This is a genomic window from Arthrobacter sp. TMT4-20 (assembly GCF_054510775.1).
The window spans coordinates 99,645-120,313 of the sequence record NZ_JBTNDW010000007.1; the positions used below are offsets into that span (position 1 = coordinate 99,645).

The window sequence follows — 20,669 nt, forward strand, 5'->3', positions numbered from 1 at the left end:
TCGGCGGGGATGGTTCTAGGGCAGCGGAACAGGTTCGACGTCGTTCGCCCGCTCCAGGGGCTGGATCCCATCAGCTGGCGTGCGTAGCTCATCGACGCGAACCATCACCACTCCGCCGACAATCAGCAGACCGCCCAGCAGCTGGATGGGTCCCGGCAGCTCACCGAGCATCAGCCAGGACGCGAGCACCGCAAACATCACCTCGGTGAGCCCCACAAAGGAAGCCACCTTCGAGCCGAGCTGGCGGGCGGCAAGGATCCCGGTGAAGTAGGACACCACGGTCGAGATCAGGACCAGGCCGAGGACGGGGACCAGCCAGCTCGTCTCCCAACCAGCCAGCGTCACATCCCGAAATTCAAAGGTGAACGGCATGATGCCCACCAGCCCCATGACCCCGATCGCCACGGCGCCCACCACCATGCCGCCCCCTGCCATCACCAGCGGCGGCAGGCCGTCGTCGGCCTTGGCTGACATGAGGAAGAAGACCGCCAGGCAGACCGCCGCCGCAAGCCCGTAAATGACTCCAATCGGGTCCAGCCGCTCGTCCGAGGTGAGATCCAGCACCAGGAGCAAACCCAGCATCGCCGTCACCGAACCAGCGGCGGTGAGGCGGCGTGGTGCCCGGCGGCTTCGCGCCCACAGCCATCCGACAATCAGTATCGGCGCCAGGTATTCCAGCAACAGGGATACGCCCACTGACATCCGCTGCACAGCGTTGAAGTAGAAGAACTGGCAGAGCGCGATGGCAGTGACACCGTAGATGATGAGGGTCAGTGCACTGCCGCGAAGTGCGGTCCAGCGCCCGCGGAGCGCAAACAGGACCGGAATCAGCAAGACCAGGGCGGCACCACCAATGCGCACACCGACGGCAGCTCCGGGGCTCCAGCCGATTTCCAGCAGCGATTTGGCAAACGGCCCGGACACGCCGAATGCCGCCGCCGAGATGACCGCCCACCACAGACCCGCCGCTGCGCCGTTTTTCATGCTGAACCTCATTAGTGTCATGACCAAAAGTTGATTATGGTAGTGACAGTAGACCCCAACAATGTCAGGAGTCAATGTGACCTTTGCTAATGACACAGAGGTTGCGTTGATCTCTGCGGCAGCGCTCATCAACACGGGCAAGGAGGAGACCGACCAGCTGACAACGCTGGCGGACCTCGACCGATTCCTGGCGGAACAGGACTTCTCCGGCTCGCGCGCCCATACTGCCAACGAGTTGGCTGCGGTGGTGCAGCTCAGGGCAGAGCTGGAGGAGGTATGGACGTCAACGGAGGACGACGCCGTCGCGCACGTCAACCGGATGCTGAGCGACGCCCGCGCCCTTCCCCAACTGGTACGTCATGATCACTGGGACTGGCACCTGCATGCCACCGGGCCCGAAGCTCCGCTGGAGGACCGAATGGCAACCGAAGCGGCGATGGCTCTGGTCGATGTCATCAGGACCCACGAAATGGAGCGGCTGCGGATCTGCGCGGCCGACGACTGCAGCGCCGTGGTGCTGGACCTGAGCCGGAACCGCTCGAAACGGTACTGCGACACCGGAAATTGCGCGAATCGCGCCCACGTCAAGGCCTACCGGGCCCGAAAATCGGCTACGGGGTAACCCCTCGGGGCCAGAAAAGTCCCGCACCCGCATACCAGTGGTTGCCCAACAGCGCACTTGCAGTGCCACCACTTTTCTGGACCTGGGCCTGCAGTGCAGCCACTTTTCTGGACCTGGGCCGGAACGACGGGCCAGCGGGCAGGGTCAGCGAGGGCTGTCCGGGCCGCCGCGCGGCGTCCCTTTGATGTTTCCGTCCTTATCGAGGTTGCCTGCGCCGCCCTGGATTTTCGACGATGACCGATTGATGCCGGTTCCCTTGCCCAGGTGATCAGCGTTGGGCTTCTCCGTCATCAGGAGCAGCGCACAGACCACCAGCGCCGCAATGAACGCGATACCGGCCGCAGTGAGGCCGATATCAACCCTGAGTTCCCTCGTTCCACCACCGGTGGAGACAACCATCGCGACGATACCGGCCACCGCCCCGAGGACAGCAGAGAAGATGAGAGGGCCTTTGACACCCTTGACCGATTTGGACACTGTTACTCCTTGAGAAATTGCCGCCGCACATTCTTCTACGAAGGGTAGAAAGACTGCCGTGTCTAGTTTACGCGGTTGACGGGGACGCCTTATCCGCGTGACGTACATCATGCCGGAAGCCGAACGACGCGATCGCCAGAACGACAGCGATGATGATCGCCCCGCCTCCCGTTACGCCGAGCAGCGCGTGCGCCCCAGCGTCCTGGAAAAGCGGAAGCAACAATCCCGAGGTCATTCCCACTGCACCGACCACGATGAGATCTTTCCCAACGACATTGAAGCGGCGTTGGCGGATTCCCACAAACAGGTCAACAGCCCCGGAAATCACCAGAACGAGCGCAACAACCTGGGCGAACATCGCATCGGTATGAACCCACAGGTTGAGCACGCCCCCCACCAGGAGGAACCCCGGCCCGATCCCGGCCACCCACCGGTCGCCGCTGGTCTTCACCCCGGCAGCCCGCTCCAACCAGGCCGCCGAAACTGCGAGCGCCAACAGGTACAGTCCACCGGCCACTGACGCGACATGAACCGATGGTTGAACCCAGAAAATCGTCAGGGCCCCGAAGGCCGTGGACACAATCGCGCGAAAGAGCAACGGCCGCCAGACCGCCGCCGCTTGATCGAGCGGAGTGCGTGGCGGTTGGACCGTCGCATCCTGGGGTGCGGCACCCATTGCGTAGACCTCCGGTAGACACAGGGCTGATCACTTCAGTCCAGAAGTCCTAGTTTATCCCCGAGTGGACCCCGTGAAGTCTGTCGGGGACCCATGCCTAGTGGGCGCCGGTTACCATCCAACGGTCGTTGCGGACCCGCCAGGCCAGGGTCAGGGCACGAGCAGCCATGTAGCCCACACCGAACGCCACCCACAGCCAGACGATACCGGCGGGTCCGGTCAATTCGGCGTTGAAGACCCAGATCAGCAGCGGCAGGTAGAGCAAAAGATTGACGACGCCGGCGATCGCCAGATACTTCGCGTCTCCGGCTCCGATCAGCACCCCGTCAAGCACAAACACCAGCCCACAGATGGGTTGTGACGCGGCGAGGACAAAGAGCCCCGCCGCGAGCGCCGACTGGACTGACTCGTCAGTGGTGAAGATCCACCCGACAAACGGCGCAGCCACCGCAAGGAGCGCACCGGTAATGACCCCAAATCCCAACCCCCAGCCGATCATTCTGCGGGTCAACGCGTGCGCGAGCGGCTTGTCGCCGGCACCCAGTTCCTTGCCGATCAGGGCCTGCGCAGCGATGGCGATCGCATCGAGGGCAAACGCAAGGAAGATGAAGATGGTCATCACTAGCTGATGTGCGGCGAGGGAAACCGACCCCTGCGCCGTCGCGACGTAGACCGTGGCGAGGATTGCGGCCCGCAGGCTCATGGTGCGCAACATGAGCCACGAGCCGACCCGCGCCGTCGCCCGTAGTCCAAGCCAGGAGAGGCGCAGCGGGACCCGGTTCTTTCGGGACAGCCGGTAGACGATGGTCAGGTACACGGCGGCCATCCCCCACTGCGTGATGCTGGTCCCGAGCGCCGACCCGGCCACCGAGAGCCCCAGCCCGTACACCAGGAGGAAATTGAGGCCGATATTCACCGTGAAACCGATGCCCGCCACCAGCAGCGGCGTTTTGGTGTCCTGCAGGCCGCGGAGCACGCCGGTTGCCGCGAGCACCACCAGCATCGCGGTCAGGCCAGGCATCGAATACCGCAGGTAGTCGACGGCGAAGTCATGCACCTGCTCCTCGGCGCCCATCAGTGAGGACAGCCCGGGCGCCAGCACCCAGCCCGCGGTGGACAACACCATGCCCAGCACCAGCGCCAGGCCAATCCCGTCCCGGCCCGCTGCCACCGCATCCTGCATCCGCCCCGCGCCCAGGAACCGTGCGACGGCGGGCGTGGTCGAGTAGGCGAGGAAGACCATCAGCCCGACCGCGGTGTGCAGCACGGTGGACGCCAGCCCAACGCCCGCAAGTTCGTCGACACCCAGGTGCCCCACAATGGCTGAATCGGCCAACAGGAACAACGGCTCCGCGATCAGCGCGCCCAACGCCGGCACGGCAAGGTGAAGGATCCGGCGGCTCAGCTCGCGGGTGTCAGGCAGTGCGGTGGTCACAGTGCCACCTTAATGCCTTGCTCCGAACCGTCTCCTACCCGAGTGGAAGCGGTCAAGGGACGTTGGTCGGCTAGGCTTAATGCCGGGGCACGACGGCGCACAGGAGAGTTCAATGCAAAAACAGGTCTGGTTCTTCATCGGCGGTCTGGTGGCCTTCTTCCTGAGCACTCTCTTCATCCCACAGGGCATCTCCGATTTCGCCAGGGCCGCTGCGCTCAATGAGGCGGTGCCCGCAGGTGCCGGGCTGAACCTCGGGATCGGTGCGCTCCTGATCGCGATAGCGATCGCCTCTCTTGCGACCGGCTATGTCGTCCGCCGCAAACACCACTCCAGCCTCGACCAGGACTAGATCCCCTTCTCCACCATTTCCAGCAGGCGCCCCGCGGCACTCAACCGCTGATCGGCGTCCAACCCGCGCAGCGGGCCGTCGATCACCAGCATGGCCAGCCCATGCACCGCCGACCAGGCAACAAATTCCGCACCCGGCCGCCGGTCAACCGGCAACACCCCGGCGTCAACGAGCGCATCCAGGGCGTCGGACAGCAGCTGGAACGGGGTCCTGCCGTGCGGCCCGGCAGAGTCTTCAATCGCAGCGTCCCGCAGGTCAATATGGTTGGCGAATGCGGTTCTGAACAACCCCGGCTCGGTTTGGGCGAAGCGCAGGTACCCGGCCCCGACCGCACGTAGTTTCGCGCGCGCGAGCCCGACATTGCCGAGACGAGCGCCGTCGTCGTCGATCGCTGACTGCTCCTCCTCCATAGCTGCCGCCAGTCTCGACTGTGCGGCAAGGGATACAGCCCACAACAGCGCGCTCTTGTCAGCAAAGTGCCGATAGGCGGCGTTCGGGGTCACACCGGCGCGGCGGGTCACCTCCCGAAGGACGACGGCGTCGGGTCCACCCTCACGCGCCAGCTCGGTTCCCGCTGCGATCAGCGCCCGCCGCAAGTCACCGTGCCGGTACGTGGTGCGCGGATTCGACTGCTGGGTCACAGGCCCTCAACCTAACTTCGGACAGATAAAAGTAAACAGTGTCAACAATTGTGTCACGAGGCATCAACCGTCCTGCAGCGAGACCCCGGAGGAAGGATCAGGACCGCAGCTCGTTCAGCAGATTGGCGCGAGCGGCTTCCAGCCACAGTCGTTGCGCCGGGACGGTGCGGAACAATCGGTCCATGGCGAGGAGCCGCCGCACGACGTCGCTGCGGCCGACAGTGAAGTCGTGGTCCGACACATGGGCATATTCCTGGCGTACCGCCGCGACATACTGCCCGTATTGGTGCTCCGGCCTCCCCAGGACGGCCAGATCCGCGTCGCACAGCAGCTCGCCAGCGCGGTCGCCGGGTATCGGGTCGTGTGACGCGGTCAGGTGCACCAGTCTGGCCACCTCCGCCACCTCAGCTGCCGGCACAACCCCTGACAGCCAATCCTGGGCCAAGGCAGCAGACGCTCGCTCGTCCGCTCCGGCGGCGCCCTCGTAGACGGCATCGTGAAACCACGCGCCAAGCCGGACCCGGCGGCGCAGGTGCTCGTCGTCGGACGGCAGGAAAATCACATCGAGCGCCTCCAGCACCTCGAGGAGATGGGAGGGTGTGTGGTAGCGGCGATGCGCCTCGGACCATCGGCCCAGCAGGCTCTCACCCAACTGTGGAGCCTGCGGCGCCACCGCGCCCCACCGCACCAGCAGGGCACGCCGTAACCTCGGCGCGCGCTGCCGGGCCGGGATGCGCAAACCACTGGAGATCAGGATCCGGGTCAGGGTTCCGCAATCCACCTCCCTCGCCCCCAAGGCCACGAGTGTGCGGTAGCGGCGGGCCGGAACATCGTAGTGATCGCCGTCGAAGGCCCGTTCGGCAATCCCGGCGACGGCAGCAAAAGCGTGAAGCTCGGCGACGGAGGTATCCGAGATCAGATGGGAAAATTCGGTCCCGTGGGCTGGCCATAGCGGGGGGTCTATGAAGATGGCCATTGCTCCAGCTTACCGGGGGCAGTGCGGGCCACTCAGAAAGTGACACCACTTATTCATTGACATGACACCACTATGGTGTCACGATGGTGAGATGGAACTAGGGCAGTACATCCGTGACCTGCAACGCCAGCTGGTGGACGCCTCCGAAACCGGCGCCGACGACACCCGGGCAATCGCCGAACGGCTTGCCGCCGGGCTGGATGCTGCAACCCGGATCGTCCTGCTCGATGTCCTGTCGGCGGCAGCCGGCGAAATTACCCGGGACCTGGCACCTGGGTCCGTGGACCTCCGACTCAGGGGCCGGGAGGTCGAGTTTGTGGTCTCCATGCCCGCAGTGGAGACGGAAGCGGACGGACCGAGCTCTGTGGCTGTTGACCATGAGGATGCGAGCACCACCCGGACCACACTCCGTCTTCCCGACGCGCTGAAGGCGCGGGTGGATGATGCGGCGGCGGCCGACGGTCTATCAGTCAACACCTGGTTGGTCCGGGCGGTAGCGGCCGCGCTCCAGCCCAAGCAACGACGCTCAGCGCAGCGTGCCCTGCGCACCGGCGACAACTTCGCGGGCTGGGCGCGCTAACCCGTCCGCCTGACAACTCCATTAACCACGCGAGCCCGCGGGGTAATACACACACGCCTACCAAGGGGAGTACTTCAGCATGCCTACCTACACCACCCCCAGTGCCATCGACCTCGCCATCAATCTGCAGGTCGGTGCGATCGACGTCATTGCCAGCGACCGGCCCGACACGGTGGTCACCGTTTCGGCCACCAACCCGGACCGGGCGGTCGACCGCCGGGGCGCCGAAGCGACAACCGTCGATTTCGACGGGCAACGGCTCACTATCTCCGGCCCAAAGCCCCGCTTCAGCGTGATTGGCCCCACCGAATCGGTGGACCTGCTCATCGAGCTGCCAGCCGATTCGCGGCTCACCGCCAAAATCGCTGTCGGCGGTGTCCGCACCATCGGCCGCCTGGGCGCCACCCGGATCAAGAGCTCGATGGGCCCCGTGGAAGTGGACGCCGCCACGGGCGACCTGTGGTTGCGGGTCGGCCACGGCAACGCGACAGTCGGCTCGGTCGGAGGTGGTGCCGAGGTGACTGCCGACCACGGCCAAATACGGGTCGGCGCCATCACCGGCGACGCCATCCTCAAGGCCTCCCATGGCGCCATTTCAGTGGAGGAAGCCGCGGGTGAACTTGAGGCGAAGCTCTCCTACGGCGACCTCCATATCGCCCGGGCGCTGGCATCCGTCACGGCCAAGACAGCCTACGGCAGCATCACCCTCCCCGACGTCTCAAACGGCAGCATCGCCGTCGAGAGCGGGTTCGGCCAGATCAGCATCGGGGTGCGGCGCGGCGTCGCCGCCTGGCTCGACCTGGCGTCAAAGCTAGGCCAGATCCGCAATGAGCTCACCGGCGATCAGGCACCAGCGCCATCAGAGCAGTCAGTAGCCGTCCGGGCACGCACCCATGGCGGCAGCATTTCCATCAACCGCGCCCCGTAGGTGGGCGCGCTCATCGAGAACACAGAATCCAGGAACCAGACATGGGAACTTCAGCAATCAGCGTTGAGGGGCTGCGGAAATCGTACGGGAACAAGGTGGTGCTCGACGACGTCCACCTCCACGTCAGTGCGGGAACCGTTACAGCCCTACTCGGCCAGAATGGCGCGGGTAAAACGACAACGATCCATATCCTGTCTACTCTCATCCGGGCTGACGCCGGCACCGCGGCGGTCGCAGGATGCGACGTCGTCAGCGACCCCAACGGGGTCCGGGCAGCCATCGGCCTGACCGGACAGTTCTCGGCAGTCGACAACCTCCTGACCGGCGAAGAAAATCTGCGCCTGATGGCGCGCCTGCGGCATCTCGGCGCGAAACGCTCGCGGACCCGGGTGAGCGAACTCCTCGAACAGTTCGATCTGGTCGAGGCCGCCCGGAAGCCCCTGTCCACATACTCCGGCGGGATGCGGCGGCGACTCGACCTTGCGATGACGCTGGTTGCGACGCCCACGGTCATTTTCCTGGACGAACCCACCAGCGGACTGGATCCGCGCAGCCGCCACACAATGTGGGATATTGTGCGCGACCTGGTGGCCGAGGGCACCACAGTCCTCCTCACCACCCAGCACCTGGAGGAAGCAGATCGCCTTGCGGGCCGGATCGCGGTCCTCAACGGAGGCCGGATTGTTGCCGAAGGTACGCCGGAGGAGCTCAAACGCCTGGTACCCGGCGGACATGTCCGGTTGCGGTTCCCTGACACCGGAGCGCTGCAGTCCGCCGCCCAACTGGTCGATGGATCCGAAAGCGACCTCGCGGCCCTAACGCTCACCGTGCCGAGCCATGGCGCGCCGGGTGCACTTCGCACTCTCCTGAACCGCCTTCACGCCGCCAACCTGGAGGTTGACGACCTCAGTATCCACACCCCCGACCTGGACGACGTGTTCTTCGCTCTCACCGGCCGGATTGATACCCAAGGATTCACACCATGACCACCACCGCTGCGTCGCCGGCACGTTCTGGCGCCACAAGACAATCCCACGGTTTCGCCGACACGCTCACCCTGCTGCGCCGAAACCTACTGCATATGATCCGCTACCCCGCCCTGTCACTGTTCACGATCCTCGGACCCGTGGTGGCCTTGCTGTTCATCGTGTACGTTTTCGGCGGCACCCTCGGGGCCGGACTGCCCGGCGTGGACCCGGACTTGGGTCGGGAAGCGTATATCTCCTACGTGCTGCCGGGGATACTCCTGGTAACCGTAGCGGGCAACGCCGGAGGTGCCGCGATCACTGCCGCAATGGACATGACCGAAGGTATTACCGCCCGGTTCCGCACCATGGCTATTCCGCGATCCGCCGTTCTTGCTGGCCACGTCCTGGGCAACACGATCGTGGGCATCATCGCCGTCGTACTGGTACTAGCCGTGGGCCTGCTGATTGGTTTTCGACCCACCGCAACTCCATTGGAATGGCTGACCGCGGTCGGGCTCATCGCACTGATCAGCTACGCGGTCAGCTGGCTCGGCGTGGCAATGGGAATCCAGGCCAAATCAGTGGAGACGGCCAGCAACTGGCCACTGCTACTGACCCTTTTGCCGTTCCTCGGCAGTGGGTTCGTCCCGACCGCGTCGATGCCAGAGTGGTTGCAGTGGTTTGCCCAGTATCAGCCGTTTACCCCCTTCATTGAAGCTATCCGCGGGTTGCTGCTCGGCAACCCTCTGGACTGGAACCTTGGCTTGTCGCTCGGGTGGTGCGCCGTCATCATCGCCGTCGGCCACACCTGGTCGATGGCAATCTACGAACGGAAGTCGGTGCGCTGACCCAAGCCTGCCACGTCGCCGACGACGCCGCGGCGTCCGATCGACCTATGTACAGGACACCGCGCCTATGCCATTGTTTACAGTGTTCACATCAGTTACCCACTGAACCGAGGACCCCATGACAACAACTCTCCTGGCCATCGGCACGAAGAAGGGCCTCTGGCTTGCGACCAGCACCGACCGGCTGACCTGGACGCTCTCCGACCCACACTTTTTGATGCAGGAGGTGGCGAGCGTGGGCATCGATACCCGTGAGGGCCGAACCCGGGTCATGGCGGGCGTGCTGTCCTACCACTGGGGCCCGACGGTGGTCTACTCCGACGATCTCGGCGCCACCTGGTCTGAACCCGAACACGGTGCCATCAAGTTCGCGGCGGACGACGACGCTGCCGTCGAACGGATCTGGCAGCTCCATCCCGATTCCGCCGACCGCCCGGGAGTGGTTTGGGCCGGTTGTCAGCCCATCTCGGTGTGGAAGTCGACCGACTACGGCGAGCACTTCGAACTGAATCGCGGCTTATGGGATCACCCTCACCGCCCCGAATGGGGTGCCGGTTTCGGTGGCGCCGCAGCGCACTCAGTGGCTCCGAGCCCGGTCGACGACACAGTCCACGTGGCGATGAGCACTGGCGGGGTGTATCGCTCCGATGACGGTGGAACGTCCTGGGCGCCGCGGAACAAGGGCATTTCGGCGTACTTCATGCCCGACCCCAACCCCGAATTCGGTCAGTGCGTGCACAAGATAGCCCGCGACGCGGTGGAGCCCACGAGACTGTATGCGCAGAACCACCACGGGGTCTATCGGTCGGACGACAGCGCCGAAACCTGGGAATCAATTGCCGAGGGCCTGCCCGCGGATTTCGGATTTGTGATGCTCGCGCATCCGCATCGTGCTGGAACGGCGTGGGTGATCCCGCTGAAGGCCGACGGCGAGCGCATCCCGCCAGCTGCCAGGCTCGCAGTGCACCGCACCGACGACGCCGGATCCTCTTGGACGCGGCTGGACCAGGGGTTACCGGAGAAGGAATATAACGCGGTGCTGCGGGACGCCGCCGGCGTGGACGCGCTGGACCCGGTGGGTGTGTACTTCGGCACCCGGGGCGGCACCGTGTACGCGAGCGCCGACGAGGGCGCAACGTTCACCGAAGTGGTCTCCCACCTGCCCGACGTCCTGTGTGTCCGCGCCTCAGCTGTCGTCGGCTCCTAGGGTGGGCGCCACCTCGGGCGGTGTGACGGTCCTGATTCCGACCCTCTTGCGGCCCTTGATCGGCGACCGGTCATCGGTGCCTGTCGCCGCTGAATCGCCGGTCCCCCTCGCGCAGCTACTCGACACCCTGCACGAGGGTTATCCGGTGTTCGCCCGGCGCATTCGTGACGAGACGGGCGCCCTGCGCCGGTACGTCAACGTGTACGTCGATGGGGAGGACGTGCGGCGCCTGGCGGGGCTTTCGACACCAGTCCCGCCAGGCGCCGAGGTGATGATCATCCAGTCCGTGGCCGGCGGCTAGCCGGATACACCGATGGATTCACTTGATGAGGCAGTGGCGGCGTTGGGCCAACCCGAGCGTGAGTGCCTGGAACGGCTTATCGCTGTCGCTCGCGCAGCGGCACCCGACGCCGTCGCCGGGGTGAGCTACGGAATACCCGTATTGAAAGTCGGGGGCAAACCGCTGATCGGTGTCACGGCCAGCGCCCGGCACCTTGCGGTCCACCCCTTCTCACCGGCAGTAGTCGACCAGGTCCGCGGAAGGCTCGGCGACTATTCACTTTCCACCGGCACGATCAGGTTCACGCCGGAACACCCCCTTCCGGCGACGGTAGTTGTTGAGATTGTGCGGGCACGGCGAGCTGAGATCACGGGTTCCGCCTAACTTGGGGTTGCTCACGGTAATCCACGGCGGCCTGGTCTACGCTTTGCAGGTACCTGTAACACCAACAAGGAGCCCTACCGCCGATGGCTATGACTTCAGGCCCAACCAGCCGGATCGGCGATAAGTTTCGCGCTGCGGGCGATGCCCTGCGCACGCAGCTCTGGCCGCTGCCGGTCTTTGCCGTACTGGTGGCAATCGGACTGGGCGTGTGGCTCCCTCTCCTGGATGCCGCGATTGGCGAGGACATGCCGTCGGCGGTTTCCTATCTCCTCATCAACGGTGGTCCCGATGCTGGCCGTGCCATCCTTGAGGCGACGGCCGGTTCGCTGATCACTGCGACGTCATTGACCTTCTCCCTGACGGTCGTAACGCTGCAACTGGCCAGCAGCCAGTTTTCTCCGCGGCTCCTGAGAACCTTCACCGGGGACCGGGTGGTGCACGCGACGTTGGCCCTGTTCCTGGGCACCTTCGCCTATGCGCTGACCGTCCTGCGGACAGTTCGTTCCGGTGAGGACGGCGAGGAAGCGTTTGTTCCACACATTGCGGTGACTTTCGCCTTCCTGCTTGCGATTGCCAGCGTCATCGGGCTGGTGTTTTTCCTGGCCCATCTGGCCCGGGAAATCAGAGTGGAAACGATTATGCGTAAGGTCCACGGCGAAACGGCGGCGACCGTTGAACGGGTATTCCCCGATCGACGGGGTTCAGCAAGCCCGGTGCTGCCGGTAGCGCCAGACTCGGCGGTCCTGATAGTCGCGGCGAAGTCCGGGTTCCTGACCGGGGTTGATGAGGAACGGATCCTTGCCGCAGCGGTGAAGCACCATGCGATCGTGAGAGTTGATTGCCGCGTCGGTTCGTCCCTTGTGAAAGGCGTACCCATGGCCGTCGGCTGGGCGCGCAGCGGGGAGCCGAGTATGGATGATGAAGCACTGAAGGCATTCCGCCACGACGTGGTAGCCGCTTTCAACTACGGATTCGAACGGACCGCGGTGCAGGATGTCGCCTTCGGGTTCCGACAGCTTATTGATGTGGCGGCCAAGGCGCTATCGCCCGGCATCAACGACCCAACAACCGCGATCCACGTGCTTGGGCACACTTCAGCGTTGTTGTGTGATCTCACGCAGCGGGAGCTGGGAGAGCGCGTACTGCACGACGACGACGGGTTGGTTCGGGTCATTCTCCACCGCCCCGACTTCGCCGCGTTCCTGAACATCACCCTCGACCAGCCAGTGCTTTACGGGAGTTCCGACCCGGCGGTGGTTGATCGGGTCCTGAGTCTGCTGCAGGAGGTCGCCTGGCACGCGGCTGATGAGGACAAGCCGGCGGTCCGCGAACAGCTACAGCGAGTCGCTGCAGCTATCCGGCAGGAATCGCACCCGCCGGCAGTGCAGGAACACCTGCAGGGCCGGCTGGACGAGGTGAATCAGGCCCTTGACGGCGTCTGGTCACCACGCGGCCCGGTGGCAGGCGGCCGGGTCTGACCACCAGGGTCCGGTAACCCGGTCAGAACCCGCCGCCGCCACCGTCCACAGCCATGTTGTTGAACCGGGAATAGTGGCCCTGAAACCCGACCACTATGGTTTTGGTGGGGCCGTTACGGTGCTTGGCGACGATCACGTCGGCCTCACCGGCCCGGGGGGATTCCTTGTCGTAGACGTCATCGCGATGCAGGAGGATCACCATGTCGGCGTCCTGCTCGATCGAACCACTCTCGCGAAGGTCGGAAACCATCGGGCGCTTGTCGGTGCGCTGCTCGGAGCCACGGTTCAGCTGGGAGAGTGCCACCACCGGTACGTTCAGCTCCTTGGCAAGCAGCTTCAGCGCACGGGAGAACTCGGAGACCTCCTGCTGACGCGACTCGACCCGCTTGCCCGATGACATCAGCTGCAGGTAGTCGAGGACCACCAGTTTCAGGTCATGGCGCTGCTTCAGCCGCCGGCACTTCGCCCTGATTTCCATCAGGGACATATTGGGGCTGTCATCGATGAAGAGCGGCGCATCGTTCATCCGCCCCATCGTGGTGGCGATCTTGCCCCACTGTTCGTCCTTGATCGTGCCCTTGCGCAGGTCCTGCAGCCCGATGGTGGCTTCGGCTGACAACAGGCGCATGGCAATCTCGTTGCGCCCCATTTCCAGGGAAAAGAAGACGGTGGTCATGTTGTGCTTGATCGCTGCGGAGCGAGCCCAATCCAGGGCGAAGGTCGACTTACCCATCGCGGGCCGCGCCGCCACCACAATCATCTGTCCGCCATGGAGTCCCTGGGTTAGTTCATCCAGTTCAAAAAAACCGGTCGGGACCCCGGTCATACCCTCACCGCGGTGTCCGGCCGATTCAATCTCGTCGACGGTGCTTTCGATGATGTCTTTCAGCGCGACATAGTCCTCGGCACTTCGCCGCTCGGCCACCGCATACACCTCGGCCTGGGCGGCGTTGACAATGTCATCCACCTCGCCGTCGTTGGAGTAACCCAGCTGCACAATTTTGGTCCCGGCATTCACGAGCCGTCGCAGCACTGCGCGTTCCCGCACAATCTCCGCGTAGAATCCGGCGTTCGCGGCCGTCGGGACTGACTGGATCAGCGTGTGAAGGTAGGCGGGTCCTCCGATGCGGGAAATTTCGCCGCGTTTTGTCAGCTCATCGGAGACGGTGACGGCGTCGGCGGGTTCCCCGCGGCCATAGAGATCAATCACGGCCTCGTAGATGCTTTCGTGGGCCGGACGATAGAAGTCCACCCCGCGCAGTACCTCGACGCAGTCGGCGATGGCGTCCTTGGACAGCATCATTCCGCCGAGAACTGACTGCTCAGCAACCAGGTCCTGAGGCGGGGTTCGGGTGAACTCCGGGGACCGGGTGTCCTCTGATGAATCAACGCGCGTGAGGGACACCGCTGCACTCTCTCTTCCAGTTACCTACCCCGGGAACCACTCCGACGGATCGTCGGGGGTGGTCGTATCCGGTCTGATAACTGAGTCTTATCACCCGGTACGGACAGTTTTAGCGTCTGGGATACTCCGCAACGGTAGTGCCGAAGCACCATCCTGCCAAGCGAGTAATCCACAGGCCCTGTGGATTGACTGTGGATTACGCGGCGTGTCTTGTGCACAGGATGGGGACAACAGTGTGGATAACTAAATACTTATCCACCCAATATGTCTCTGACAAGGCCAAACACCCTCCAGGACCTGTGGAGTAAATGTTTCAGTCACCCAACGTTCATCCACTACTTGCGTGTTGACAGATGCTCCCACAGCGCCTACGGGGCGAGTTATTCACCAGCTATCCACAGCTTTGTGGGTTATCAGTGTGAGTCGGACCACAGTTAAAACGACGTCCCACCGGCCTATATACCGGTCACCGCACCCGCATGCCGCGCACCCCACCTGAAATATGACCTTTCCGGCATACTTCCACCAGCGATGTACCCCGAGCGGTGCGATACTTTGAGTGGACACCACCCCGGGGCGAAGGGAACAGGTCGATGGAACTACAGCTGATCAGCGCAGTGCTGCTCGCAGCGCTCCTCCTGACCGGCGGGTTGATCAGTTACGTGGGTCGCCGTGATCGAGGGGCGGACCCGGCCTCCGGCCCGGCGCCCGGATCGTCTGGTGAATCGCACCGCCGTCCGGCTGACATTGACTATCCCGCGCCGCGGCCGGGGACTGGGCAACGGACCGCATCACTTCCTACCGATTCGAAAACCCGCCAGGCCCACGACGCGCCAGGGCTCCACCCAACGGTCGTCGCCGCCCCGCTGGGGCCCGGGCAGTCGGGGAATGAGGATGACGGCGTGCTGGCTACCCGGCAGGCTCTCGCTGCCAACCAGGCGGCCATGAGCGATCCACGCGTCAGCACCCTGGACCGGGTGCAGGCGCTGATGAGCAGCCCCGCCTTCGCCCTGCACCTGCAGGGCCTGGGGCTGGAACAGGCCGGAGTGTCACCCGGTGGGCCGACCGAGGACGACAAAAGGGACCCCCGCGGTAAGCGGGAGCCCCTGGAGCCGTCCTGAATGATGCGTGCCGGAACTAGCTGGCGACAACGTTCAGGTCGATAACTGCTGCGACATCGTCATGCAGGCGGACGTTCGCCTGGTAGGTGCCAACCGACTTGATGTGGGCGGGCAGTTCTACCTTGCGCTTGTCGATGGTGCCAAGGCCTGCGGCCTCGACTGCCTTCGCAACGTCGTCAGCCTTGACGGTGCCGAACAAGCGTCCGGACTCACCGGCCTTCACGGTCAGCTTGACCGGCTTGGCGGAGAGAGCAGCTGCCTGCTTCTGGGCGTCCTCGAGCGTGGAGTGCTCGCGAGCGAGGCGGGCAGCCTTGATCGACTCGACCTGCTTCTCGCCGCCCTTGGTCCAGGTGAGGGCGAAGCCGCGGGGCAGAAGAAAGTTACGTGCGTAACCGTTCTTTACCTCGACAATGTCGCCTGCAGCACCAAGACCGGTTACTTCATGGGTCAAAATGAGCTTTGCCATTGGGTTGGGTTCCTTTCCTTAACCGCGGCCTGCGCCGGAGTACGGCAGGAGGGCAACTTCACGGGCATTCTTGATTGCCTGCGCAATTTTGCGCTGCTCCTGAACGGTGACGCCGGTAACGCGGCGTGCACGGATCTTTCCGCGGTCGGAAATGAACTTACGCAGCAAGGCTACGTCCTTGTAGTCGATGACGGTGACGTCAGCGGCCTTCAAGGGATTGGACTTTGGTTTGGGCTTACGAAGTTCAGCCTTTGCCATCGTGGTGCTCCTTATGTCTGGTGGAGCCCGCAGAACGATTCTGCGGGATGGGAACTACTTGGCGGGTGGCCGCTGCCAACAGCGGAGCGGTCCTGCCGGTAAAGAAGGGTTAGAAGGGAGGCTCGGACGAATCCGGGCCGTTGCCCCAACCGGAGGAGTTACCTCCGGAGGAGTTGCCCCCAGCGGGTGCGCCCCATGGGTCGTCAGCTGGCTGTTGCGCCTGCTGACCACCCTGCTGGCCGCCGCCCCAACCTGAGTTGGAGTTGTTTCCGCCGCCACTGTTCCCGCCGCTGTTGCCGCCGAAACCACCACCGCCGCCACCGCCTGAGCGCTGGGTGCGGGTGACCTTGGCTGACGCGTAGCGCAGGGATGGACCAATCTCGTCCACCTCAAGTTCCATGACGGTGCGCTTTTCGCCTTCTTTGGTGTCGTACGAGCGTGACTTGAGGCGGCCCTGAGCGACGACGCGGGTTCCCTTGGTCAGGGTCTCCGCAACGTTCTCTGCCGCTTCACGCCATACCGACGCACGGAGGAACAGCGTTTCGCCGTCCTTCCACTCGTTGGACTGGCGGTCGAAGGTCCGCGGCGTCGACGCAATGGTGAAATTTGCCACTGCTGAGCCTGACGGGGTGAAACGAAGTTCGGGATCGCTGGTGAGATTACCGACGACCGTAATTAGTGTCTCGCCTGCCATGGTGCCTCCTACTGTCACAGCCCACTGTGGTGGGCCTGTCCTAATCTGTGAAGCTAAGCCGAAATTATTCGGCTGAGACCTTCTGCTCCTCGGGACGGATGATCTTGGTACGCATGATCGTCTCGTTGAGGCTCAGCTGGCGGTCAAGCTCGGCAGCGATTGCTGGAGTGGCGGTGAAGTTGACTACAGCGTAGAAACCCTCAGCCTTTTTCTTGATTTCGTAGGCCAGGCGACGACGTCCCCACAGGTCTACCTTGTCTACGGTGCCGCCGCCGTTGCGGACGACATTCAGGAACTTCTCGAGCGAAGGCTCAACGGTACGTTCCTCGACATCGGGGTCGATGATTACCATCAATTCATATGCACGCATTTGTGAACCCACCTCCTCTGGGCTAAACGGTCACGGTCTTTCCGTAACAGGAGGTTCTATTTGCGTTGGCCTGCCTGACACCTGATTCCCAGTTCGGGCCGGTGCCAGCGCAGACTTACCAATGTTACCGGAGATTCGCCGGCCCACCGAACCGCGTGTGGATAACCGGTCCCCGGCTTCGTCGCTACCTGATGGAGGTGAAGAACAGTTCGGTGGCTGTGGCCAGGTGGTGCGGATCTTCAACGCCGCACAGTTCCCGGGCGGAGTGCATGGACAACAGTGGGGTCCCGACGTCGATCGTCCGGATCCCGAGCCGGGTGGCGGTCAGCGGACCAATGGTTGAGCCGCAGGGCATCACGTTGTTGGAGACAAACTCCTGATACGGTACCCGCGCTTCGCGGCACAGCCGGGCCCAATATGCGGCGCCTGGGGCATCGGTGGTGTAACGCTGGTTGGCGTTGATTTTCAGCAGCGGGCCACCACCGAGGATGGGGCGGTTCACGGGATCGTGGCGTTCGGCATAGTTGGGGTGCACCGCGTGACCGGCATCCGCTGAAACGCAGAACGAGGCGGCCAGCGCGCGCCGGCGTTCCTCGGACTCCGCTCCCAGCCCACCCGAAATGCGGTGCAGTACATCCTCAAGGAAGGGCCCACTCGCCCCGGAGCGGGAGGCGCTGCCCACCTCCTCGTGGTCAAAGGCGGCGAGAACGGCGATCGGCCCATCCGGGGCCGCTGTGGCACCCGCCGCGATCAGGGCAACCAGTCCGGCGTGCACCGAGGAAAGGTTATCCAGCCGACCGGCGGCGAAGAACGCACCGTCCGCGCCGAAGACGCTGCCTGGCTGGGTGTCCGCGACGACGACGTCGTACCCGCCAACGTCCACCGGGGCAATCCCTGCTGAGTCGGCCAGAAGCTCGAGGAGGTCGGCGTCGCGTGGGTCGCCAACTCCCCAGACCGGATTCATATGCTGTTGCTTGTCCAGCGCGAGTCCGTCGTTGACTGCCCGATCGAGGTGGATCGCGAGTTGGGGGAACCGCAGCAGGGGGGCCGTGGACACCAGGTGCTCGACGCCGTCGTGGGTGACGAGCCTGCCCGCGAGCGCCAGCTCGCGATCCAGCCAGGAGTTGAGCAGCGGGCCACCGTAGACTTCGACGCCCGCCTGAAGCCAGCCGTGCCGACCGGTGGTGGGCTTGGGTTTCAGTTTGAAGCCCGGCGAATCGGTGTGGGCGCCCAGGATGCGGAACCCGGTGACGGGGGTGGCGTTGGCCGGGGTTACCCAGGCGATCAGGGCACCATCACGGACCACCAGGAATTTGCCCTCCCGTGCTGTCCACGCGTCGGCTTCCTGCAACCGGACAAACCCGGCGGCCTCCAGCCGGGCTGCGCCCTCAGCTGCGGCGTGGAAGCTGGAGGGTGAGGCACCAATGTAGGCGCCGAGATCGGTGATGTGCTGGAGGGCGGTCATGGAAGTGAGCCTACCAAGCTCAGTAGTCCTGTCCCTGGCTGGGGACCACCAGACCCGACTCGTAGGCGTAGACAACTGCCTGCACCCGGTCCCTGAGGTGAAGCTTGGTGAAAATCCGCCGCACATGGGTTTTCACGGTGGCTTCGGAGAGAAAGAACTTGTGGGCCAGTTCCGCATTGGAGAGTCCCTCGGCGATGGCCTCCAAAACCTCCCGTTCACGGGGGGTCAGGTCCTCCAGCAATGGATCGACGGGCCGTGGGGTCGCAAGGGGTGGCAGCGATCGCACGTAGGTTTCAAGGAGCCGGCGGGTCACCCGCGGAGCGACAACCGCGTCTCCGCTGGCAACCACCCGGACGGCATTCACCAGCTCATCGGGTCCCACATCCTTCAGGAGGAAAGCAGACGCTCCAGCCTGGAGGCCTGCGAAGGCGTACTCGTCCAGGTCAAAGGTGGTCAGGATGATGATGCGTGAACACGATCCAGACTGGGTGATCAGGCGGGTTGCCTCGATCCCGTCCATGATCGGCATTCTGACGTCCATCAACACGACGTCCGGCTTCAGGGCGGCCGCCATCCGCACTCCTTCGGCGCCGTTGGACGCTTCACCGACGATGACCACCCCGTCCTCACCCTCGAGGATGAGCCGGAACCCCATCCGCAGCAGCGGCTGGTCGTCAACCAGTAGGACCCTGATGGTCTCCCCGGCCAGCGTTTCGGGCACGGCTGTCTCGTTGAGCGCTAACCCCTCAGGCACTTCGGACACTTGGTGCTCCCCTGTTGGTGGATTGTTGCTCCTCGGGGATGACCAGTCGAGCGTCCACGACCCAGCCACCGTCCGGGCCCGGACCGCAATCAACCGTCCCCGAATAGATGGCGGCGCGCTCCTGCATTCCAGCGATCCCCTGCCCGGAACCCACCGACACCACCGGCCCCATACTGCCGCGGCCGTCGTCGGACACCCTCACCCGGACCAGGGTTCCGGTGCGCGCAATAGCTACATCAACAGTCGTGACGCTCTTGCCGTACCGCAGGACGTTGGTCAGGGATTCCTGAATAATCCGGTAGATGGTCAGCTGGAAGGCTGGGTCCTCAGGCAATCCCGGACCCGAGAGTCCCAGTCGGATGGAGAGTCCCGCCGCCCGGAAGCCGTCAAGCAGTGTGGAAAGCGAGCCGGCCGCTGGCAGGGGTTCGCGGGGTGCGGCGTCGGGGTTTTCCCGCAGGACGCCGAGCACCCGGCGCATGTCGGCCAGGGCCGTGCGTCCGCTGGTCGAGAGCTCATCGAGGACCTCTCGGGCACGGTCCTGGTCCCGCTTCATCACGACGGCGGCGCCGTCGGAGAGGGCGATCATCACCGACAGGGAGTGCGCGACGACGTCGTGCATCTCCCGGGCAATGCGGTTGCGCTCGGTGGCGGACGCCAGTTCGGCGTTGCGGATGGCCCAGTCGCGGAGGGCTGTTTCATGCTCCCGATCCTTGCGGGTGGTAACCCCAAATCCGACGGCAAGGAAATACCACATGAGGACAAAGCCGGTCACGATCCAGATGAGGTATGGCGCCTCATCGACAAACAGTGCGTCGACAAACCAGAGGGGGGTGATCGTCAGCAGTGCTGCTCCGGCGAGCGCCCAGAGGGCGCTGCGGAAGGGATGCTGGACGGCCACAGCGTACAGAGCAAACCAGACGCCGAACCCAACACTCGCCTCACCGTCGGAGGCCATGAGGCTCGCCCATTCGAGTGCCATCAAAATGCCAAGGACAATCAGTGGGCGGTCCCGGCGCCAGAAGAGGACGATCCCTGCTGCAACGACGGGGATCAAGGCCAACCATCGATCGGCCAGCACGGTTCCGACGATCGCCTGTGGCAGGCTCGCGGCGAGGTAGAGGACTACTATCAGCGCGTCGGTTACCCGCGGGTGGCTCCTGAAATAGCGCCGGAACGGGCCTAGCCGTCGTGCATTGAGCTCAGTGAAGGAGGCGGCGGCCGTTCGCTCCGCCGCCCCCTCCACCGAGGCTTTTTCACTCATTGAGTGAGCTTATCGATCCGCTGTTGACCCGCT

Annotated in this window: 25 protein-coding genes; 11 read left to right on the top strand and 14 right to left on the bottom strand. The window is 64.2% G+C overall.

The annotated features are described in order from the left end of the window. Nucleotides 1–15: 15 nt before the first annotated feature. Entirely contained in the window at nucleotides 16–984 is a 969-nt protein-coding gene (locus ACX80Z_RS08640) for an EamA family transporter (protein WP_459315575.1), read from the bottom strand. A 76-nt stretch (nucleotides 985–1,060) separates the two neighbouring features. Here ACX80Z_RS08640 and ACX80Z_RS08645 point away from each other — a divergent pair, with 76 nt between their 5' ends. Next, nucleotides 1,061–1,606 carry a CGNR zinc finger domain-containing protein gene (locus ACX80Z_RS08645; protein ID WP_019482110.1) on the top strand — a complete coding sequence of 182 codons (546 nt, stop codon included), beginning with the start codon at nucleotides 1,061–1,063 and terminating at the stop codon, nucleotides 1,604–1,606. Between the two features lie 144 nt (nucleotides 1,607–1,750). Here the strand turns inward: ACX80Z_RS08645 and ACX80Z_RS08650 are convergent, their stop codons facing one another. From ACX80Z_RS08650 to ACX80Z_RS08660, 3 genes are all read right to left on the bottom strand, one after another. Next, entirely contained in the window at nucleotides 1,751–2,083 is a 333-nt protein-coding gene (locus tag ACX80Z_RS08650) for a hypothetical protein (RefSeq protein WP_019482109.1), read from the bottom strand. Nucleotides 2,084–2,150: 67 nt separating this feature from the next. After that, nucleotides 2,151–2,759: a hypothetical protein gene (locus ACX80Z_RS08655; protein ID WP_459315576.1), complete on the bottom strand. Its 609-nt coding sequence runs from the start codon at nucleotides 2,757–2,759 to the stop codon at nucleotides 2,151–2,153. A gap of 97 nt (nucleotides 2,760–2,856) precedes the next feature. Then, nucleotides 2,857–4,194 carry an MATE family efflux transporter gene (locus ACX80Z_RS08660; protein WP_459315577.1) on the bottom strand — a complete coding sequence of 446 codons (1,338 nt, stop codon included), beginning with the start codon at nucleotides 4,192–4,194 and terminating at the stop codon, nucleotides 2,857–2,859. Between the two features lie 112 nt (nucleotides 4,195–4,306). Between ACX80Z_RS08660 and ACX80Z_RS08665 the strand changes: the two genes are divergently transcribed. Beyond that, nucleotides 4,307–4,543 (top strand): hypothetical protein, encoded by a 237-nt coding sequence (locus ACX80Z_RS08665; RefSeq protein ID WP_019482106.1) that lies wholly within the window; start codon nucleotides 4,307–4,309, stop codon nucleotides 4,541–4,543. Here ACX80Z_RS08665 and ACX80Z_RS08670 read toward each other — a convergent pair. Beyond that, nucleotides 4,540–5,184 (bottom strand): TetR/AcrR family transcriptional regulator, encoded by a 645-nt coding sequence (locus tag ACX80Z_RS08670; RefSeq protein ID WP_459315578.1) that lies wholly within the window; start codon nucleotides 5,182–5,184, stop codon nucleotides 4,540–4,542. The two genes, ACX80Z_RS08665 and ACX80Z_RS08670, sit on opposite strands and share 4 nt — an antisense overlap. A gap of 97 nt (nucleotides 5,185–5,281) precedes the next feature. Then, nucleotides 5,282–6,160 (bottom strand): DUF4031 domain-containing protein, encoded by an 879-nt coding sequence (locus tag ACX80Z_RS08675; RefSeq protein WP_019482104.1) that lies wholly within the window; start codon nucleotides 6,158–6,160, stop codon nucleotides 5,282–5,284. A gap of 91 nt (nucleotides 6,161–6,251) precedes the next feature. On the opposite strand from ACX80Z_RS08675, the gene ACX80Z_RS08680 reads away from it, so the two are divergent. From ACX80Z_RS08680 to ACX80Z_RS08715, 8 genes are all read left to right on the top strand, one after another. Continuing rightward, the gene (locus tag ACX80Z_RS08680; protein WP_459315579.1) at nucleotides 6,252–6,740 is read left to right on the top strand and encodes a histidine kinase; all 489 of its coding nucleotides are present in this window, start codon (nucleotides 6,252–6,254) and stop codon (nucleotides 6,738–6,740) included. A gap of 79 nt (nucleotides 6,741–6,819) precedes the next feature. After that, complete coding sequence (locus tag ACX80Z_RS08685; protein ID WP_459315580.1) at nucleotides 6,820–7,668, top strand: DUF4097 family beta strand repeat-containing protein; 849 nt, start codon at nucleotides 6,820–6,822, stop codon at nucleotides 7,666–7,668. Nucleotides 7,669–7,709: 41 nt separating this feature from the next. Further along, nucleotides 7,710–8,654 carry an ATP-binding cassette domain-containing protein gene (locus ACX80Z_RS08690; RefSeq protein ID WP_459315581.1) on the top strand — a complete coding sequence of 315 codons (945 nt, stop codon included), beginning with the start codon at nucleotides 7,710–7,712 and terminating at the stop codon, nucleotides 8,652–8,654. Next, nucleotides 8,651–9,484 (top strand): ABC transporter permease, encoded by an 834-nt coding sequence (locus tag ACX80Z_RS08695; RefSeq protein ID WP_459315582.1) that lies wholly within the window; start codon nucleotides 8,651–8,653, stop codon nucleotides 9,482–9,484. The genes ACX80Z_RS08690 and ACX80Z_RS08695 overlap by 4 nt, the downstream gene beginning before the upstream one ends. A 118-nt stretch (nucleotides 9,485–9,602) precedes the next feature. Beyond that, nucleotides 9,603–10,691, top strand: coding sequence for a WD40/YVTN/BNR-like repeat-containing protein (locus ACX80Z_RS08700; RefSeq protein WP_459315583.1), 1,089 nt, complete (start codon nucleotides 9,603–9,605; stop codon nucleotides 10,689–10,691). Between the two features lies 1 nt (nucleotide 10,692). Then, nucleotides 10,693–10,992, top strand: coding sequence for a MoaD/ThiS family protein (locus ACX80Z_RS08705; RefSeq protein WP_459303544.1), 300 nt, complete (start codon nucleotides 10,693–10,695; stop codon nucleotides 10,990–10,992). 12 nt (nucleotides 10,993–11,004) lie between these two features. Continuing rightward, the gene (locus tag ACX80Z_RS08710; protein ID WP_024475637.1) at nucleotides 11,005–11,355 is read left to right on the top strand and encodes an iron chaperone; all 351 of its coding nucleotides are present in this window, start codon (nucleotides 11,005–11,007) and stop codon (nucleotides 11,353–11,355) included. 83 nt (nucleotides 11,356–11,438) lie between these two features. Then, nucleotides 11,439–12,833 carry a DUF2254 domain-containing protein gene (locus ACX80Z_RS08715; RefSeq protein ID WP_459315584.1) on the top strand — a complete coding sequence of 465 codons (1,395 nt, stop codon included), beginning with the start codon at nucleotides 11,439–11,441 and terminating at the stop codon, nucleotides 12,831–12,833. 22 nt (nucleotides 12,834–12,855) lie between these two features. Here the strand turns inward: ACX80Z_RS08715 and dnaB are convergent, their stop codons facing one another. Beyond that, nucleotides 12,856–14,238, bottom strand: coding sequence for a replicative DNA helicase (gene dnaB / locus ACX80Z_RS08720; protein ID WP_019482099.1), 1,383 nt, complete (start codon nucleotides 14,236–14,238; stop codon nucleotides 12,856–12,858). A gap of 593 nt (nucleotides 14,239–14,831) precedes the next feature. On the opposite strand from dnaB, the gene ACX80Z_RS08725 reads away from it, so the two are divergent. Next, nucleotides 14,832–15,359, top strand: coding sequence for a hypothetical protein (locus tag ACX80Z_RS08725; protein ID WP_459315585.1), 528 nt, complete (start codon nucleotides 14,832–14,834; stop codon nucleotides 15,357–15,359). 16 nt (nucleotides 15,360–15,375) lie between these two features. Here the strand turns inward: ACX80Z_RS08725 and rplI are convergent, their stop codons facing one another. The 7 genes from rplI to ACX80Z_RS08760 all read right to left on the bottom strand — a co-directional run bounded on the left by rplI (nucleotide 15,376) and on the right by ACX80Z_RS08760 (nucleotide 20,636). Further along, entirely contained in the window at nucleotides 15,376–15,825 is a 450-nt protein-coding gene (gene rplI, locus ACX80Z_RS08730; RefSeq protein WP_019482097.1) for a 50S ribosomal protein L9, read from the bottom strand. Nucleotides 15,826–15,843: 18 nt separating this feature from the next. Then, nucleotides 15,844–16,083 carry a 30S ribosomal protein S18 gene (gene rpsR / locus ACX80Z_RS08735; RefSeq protein WP_005273147.1) on the bottom strand — a complete coding sequence of 80 codons (240 nt, stop codon included), beginning with the start codon at nucleotides 16,081–16,083 and terminating at the stop codon, nucleotides 15,844–15,846. Between the two features lie 109 nt (nucleotides 16,084–16,192). Further along, a complete protein-coding gene (locus tag ACX80Z_RS08740; protein WP_019482096.1) occupies nucleotides 16,193–16,777 on the bottom strand; it encodes a single-stranded DNA-binding protein in 585 nt (194 codons plus the stop codon). Nucleotides 16,778–16,841: 64 nt separating this feature from the next. Then, entirely contained in the window at nucleotides 16,842–17,147 is a 306-nt protein-coding gene (gene rpsF, locus ACX80Z_RS08745; protein WP_019482095.1) for a 30S ribosomal protein S6, read from the bottom strand. A gap of 184 nt (nucleotides 17,148–17,331) precedes the next feature. Beyond that, nucleotides 17,332–18,612: a M18 family aminopeptidase gene (locus ACX80Z_RS08750; RefSeq protein ID WP_459315586.1), complete on the bottom strand. Its 1,281-nt coding sequence runs from the start codon at nucleotides 18,610–18,612 to the stop codon at nucleotides 17,332–17,334. A 19-nt stretch (nucleotides 18,613–18,631) separates the two neighbouring features. After that, on the bottom strand, nucleotides 18,632–19,366 hold the full coding sequence (locus ACX80Z_RS08755) for a response regulator (RefSeq protein WP_443110901.1): 735 nt from the start codon (nucleotides 19,364–19,366) through the stop codon (nucleotides 18,632–18,634). After that, nucleotides 19,359–20,636 carry a sensor histidine kinase gene (locus tag ACX80Z_RS08760; protein ID WP_024475641.1) on the bottom strand — a complete coding sequence of 426 codons (1,278 nt, stop codon included), beginning with the start codon at nucleotides 20,634–20,636 and terminating at the stop codon, nucleotides 19,359–19,361. The genes ACX80Z_RS08755 and ACX80Z_RS08760 overlap by 8 nt, the downstream gene beginning before the upstream one ends. Nucleotides 20,637–20,669 lie beyond the last annotated feature (33 nt).

Coding starts and splice junctions, on each gene's coding strand:
- ACX80Z_RS08640 (WP_459315575.1), bottom strand. CDS start 984: ATGAAAAACGGCGCAGCGGCGGGTCTGTGGTGGGCGGTCATCTCGGCG.
- ACX80Z_RS08655 (WP_459315576.1), bottom strand. CDS start 2,759: ATGGGTGCCGCACCCCAGGATGCGACGGTCCAACCGCCACGCACTCCG.
- ACX80Z_RS08665 (WP_019482106.1), top strand. CDS start 4,307: ATGCAAAAACAGGTCTGGTTCTTCATCGGCGGTCTGGTGGCCTTCTTC.
- ACX80Z_RS08675 (WP_019482104.1), bottom strand. CDS start 6,160: ATGGCCATCTTCATAGACCCCCCGCTATGGCCAGCCCACGGGACCGAA.
- ACX80Z_RS08680 (WP_459315579.1), top strand. CDS start 6,252: ATGGAACTAGGGCAGTACATCCGTGACCTGCAACGCCAGCTGGTGGAC.
- ACX80Z_RS08685 (WP_459315580.1), top strand. CDS start 6,820: ATGCCTACCTACACCACCCCCAGTGCCATCGACCTCGCCATCAATCTG.
- ACX80Z_RS08690 (WP_459315581.1), top strand. CDS start 7,710: ATGGGAACTTCAGCAATCAGCGTTGAGGGGCTGCGGAAATCGTACGGG.
- ACX80Z_RS08695 (WP_459315582.1), top strand. CDS start 8,651: ATGACCACCACCGCTGCGTCGCCGGCACGTTCTGGCGCCACAAGACAA.
- ACX80Z_RS08700 (WP_459315583.1), top strand. CDS start 9,603: ATGACAACAACTCTCCTGGCCATCGGCACGAAGAAGGGCCTCTGGCTT.
- ACX80Z_RS08710 (WP_024475637.1), top strand. CDS start 11,005: ATGGATTCACTTGATGAGGCAGTGGCGGCGTTGGGCCAACCCGAGCGT.
- ACX80Z_RS08715 (WP_459315584.1), top strand. CDS start 11,439: ATGGCTATGACTTCAGGCCCAACCAGCCGGATCGGCGATAAGTTTCGC.
- ACX80Z_RS08725 (WP_459315585.1), top strand. CDS start 14,832: ATGGAACTACAGCTGATCAGCGCAGTGCTGCTCGCAGCGCTCCTCCTG.
- rplI (WP_019482097.1), bottom strand. CDS start 15,825: ATGGCAAAGCTCATTTTGACCCATGAAGTAACCGGTCTTGGTGCTGCA.
- rpsR (WP_005273147.1), bottom strand. CDS start 16,083: ATGGCAAAGGCTGAACTTCGTAAGCCCAAACCAAAGTCCAATCCCTTG.
- ACX80Z_RS08740 (WP_019482096.1), bottom strand. CDS start 16,777: ATGGCAGGCGAGACACTAATTACGGTCGTCGGTAATCTCACCAGCGAT.
- rpsF (WP_019482095.1), bottom strand. CDS start 17,147: ATGCGTGCATATGAATTGATGGTAATCATCGACCCCGATGTCGAGGAA.
- ACX80Z_RS08750 (WP_459315586.1), bottom strand. CDS start 18,612: ATGACCGCCCTCCAGCACATCACCGATCTCGGCGCCTACATTGGTGCC.
- ACX80Z_RS08760 (WP_024475641.1), bottom strand. CDS start 20,636: ATGAGTGAAAAAGCCTCGGTGGAGGGGGCGGCGGAGCGAACGGCCGCC.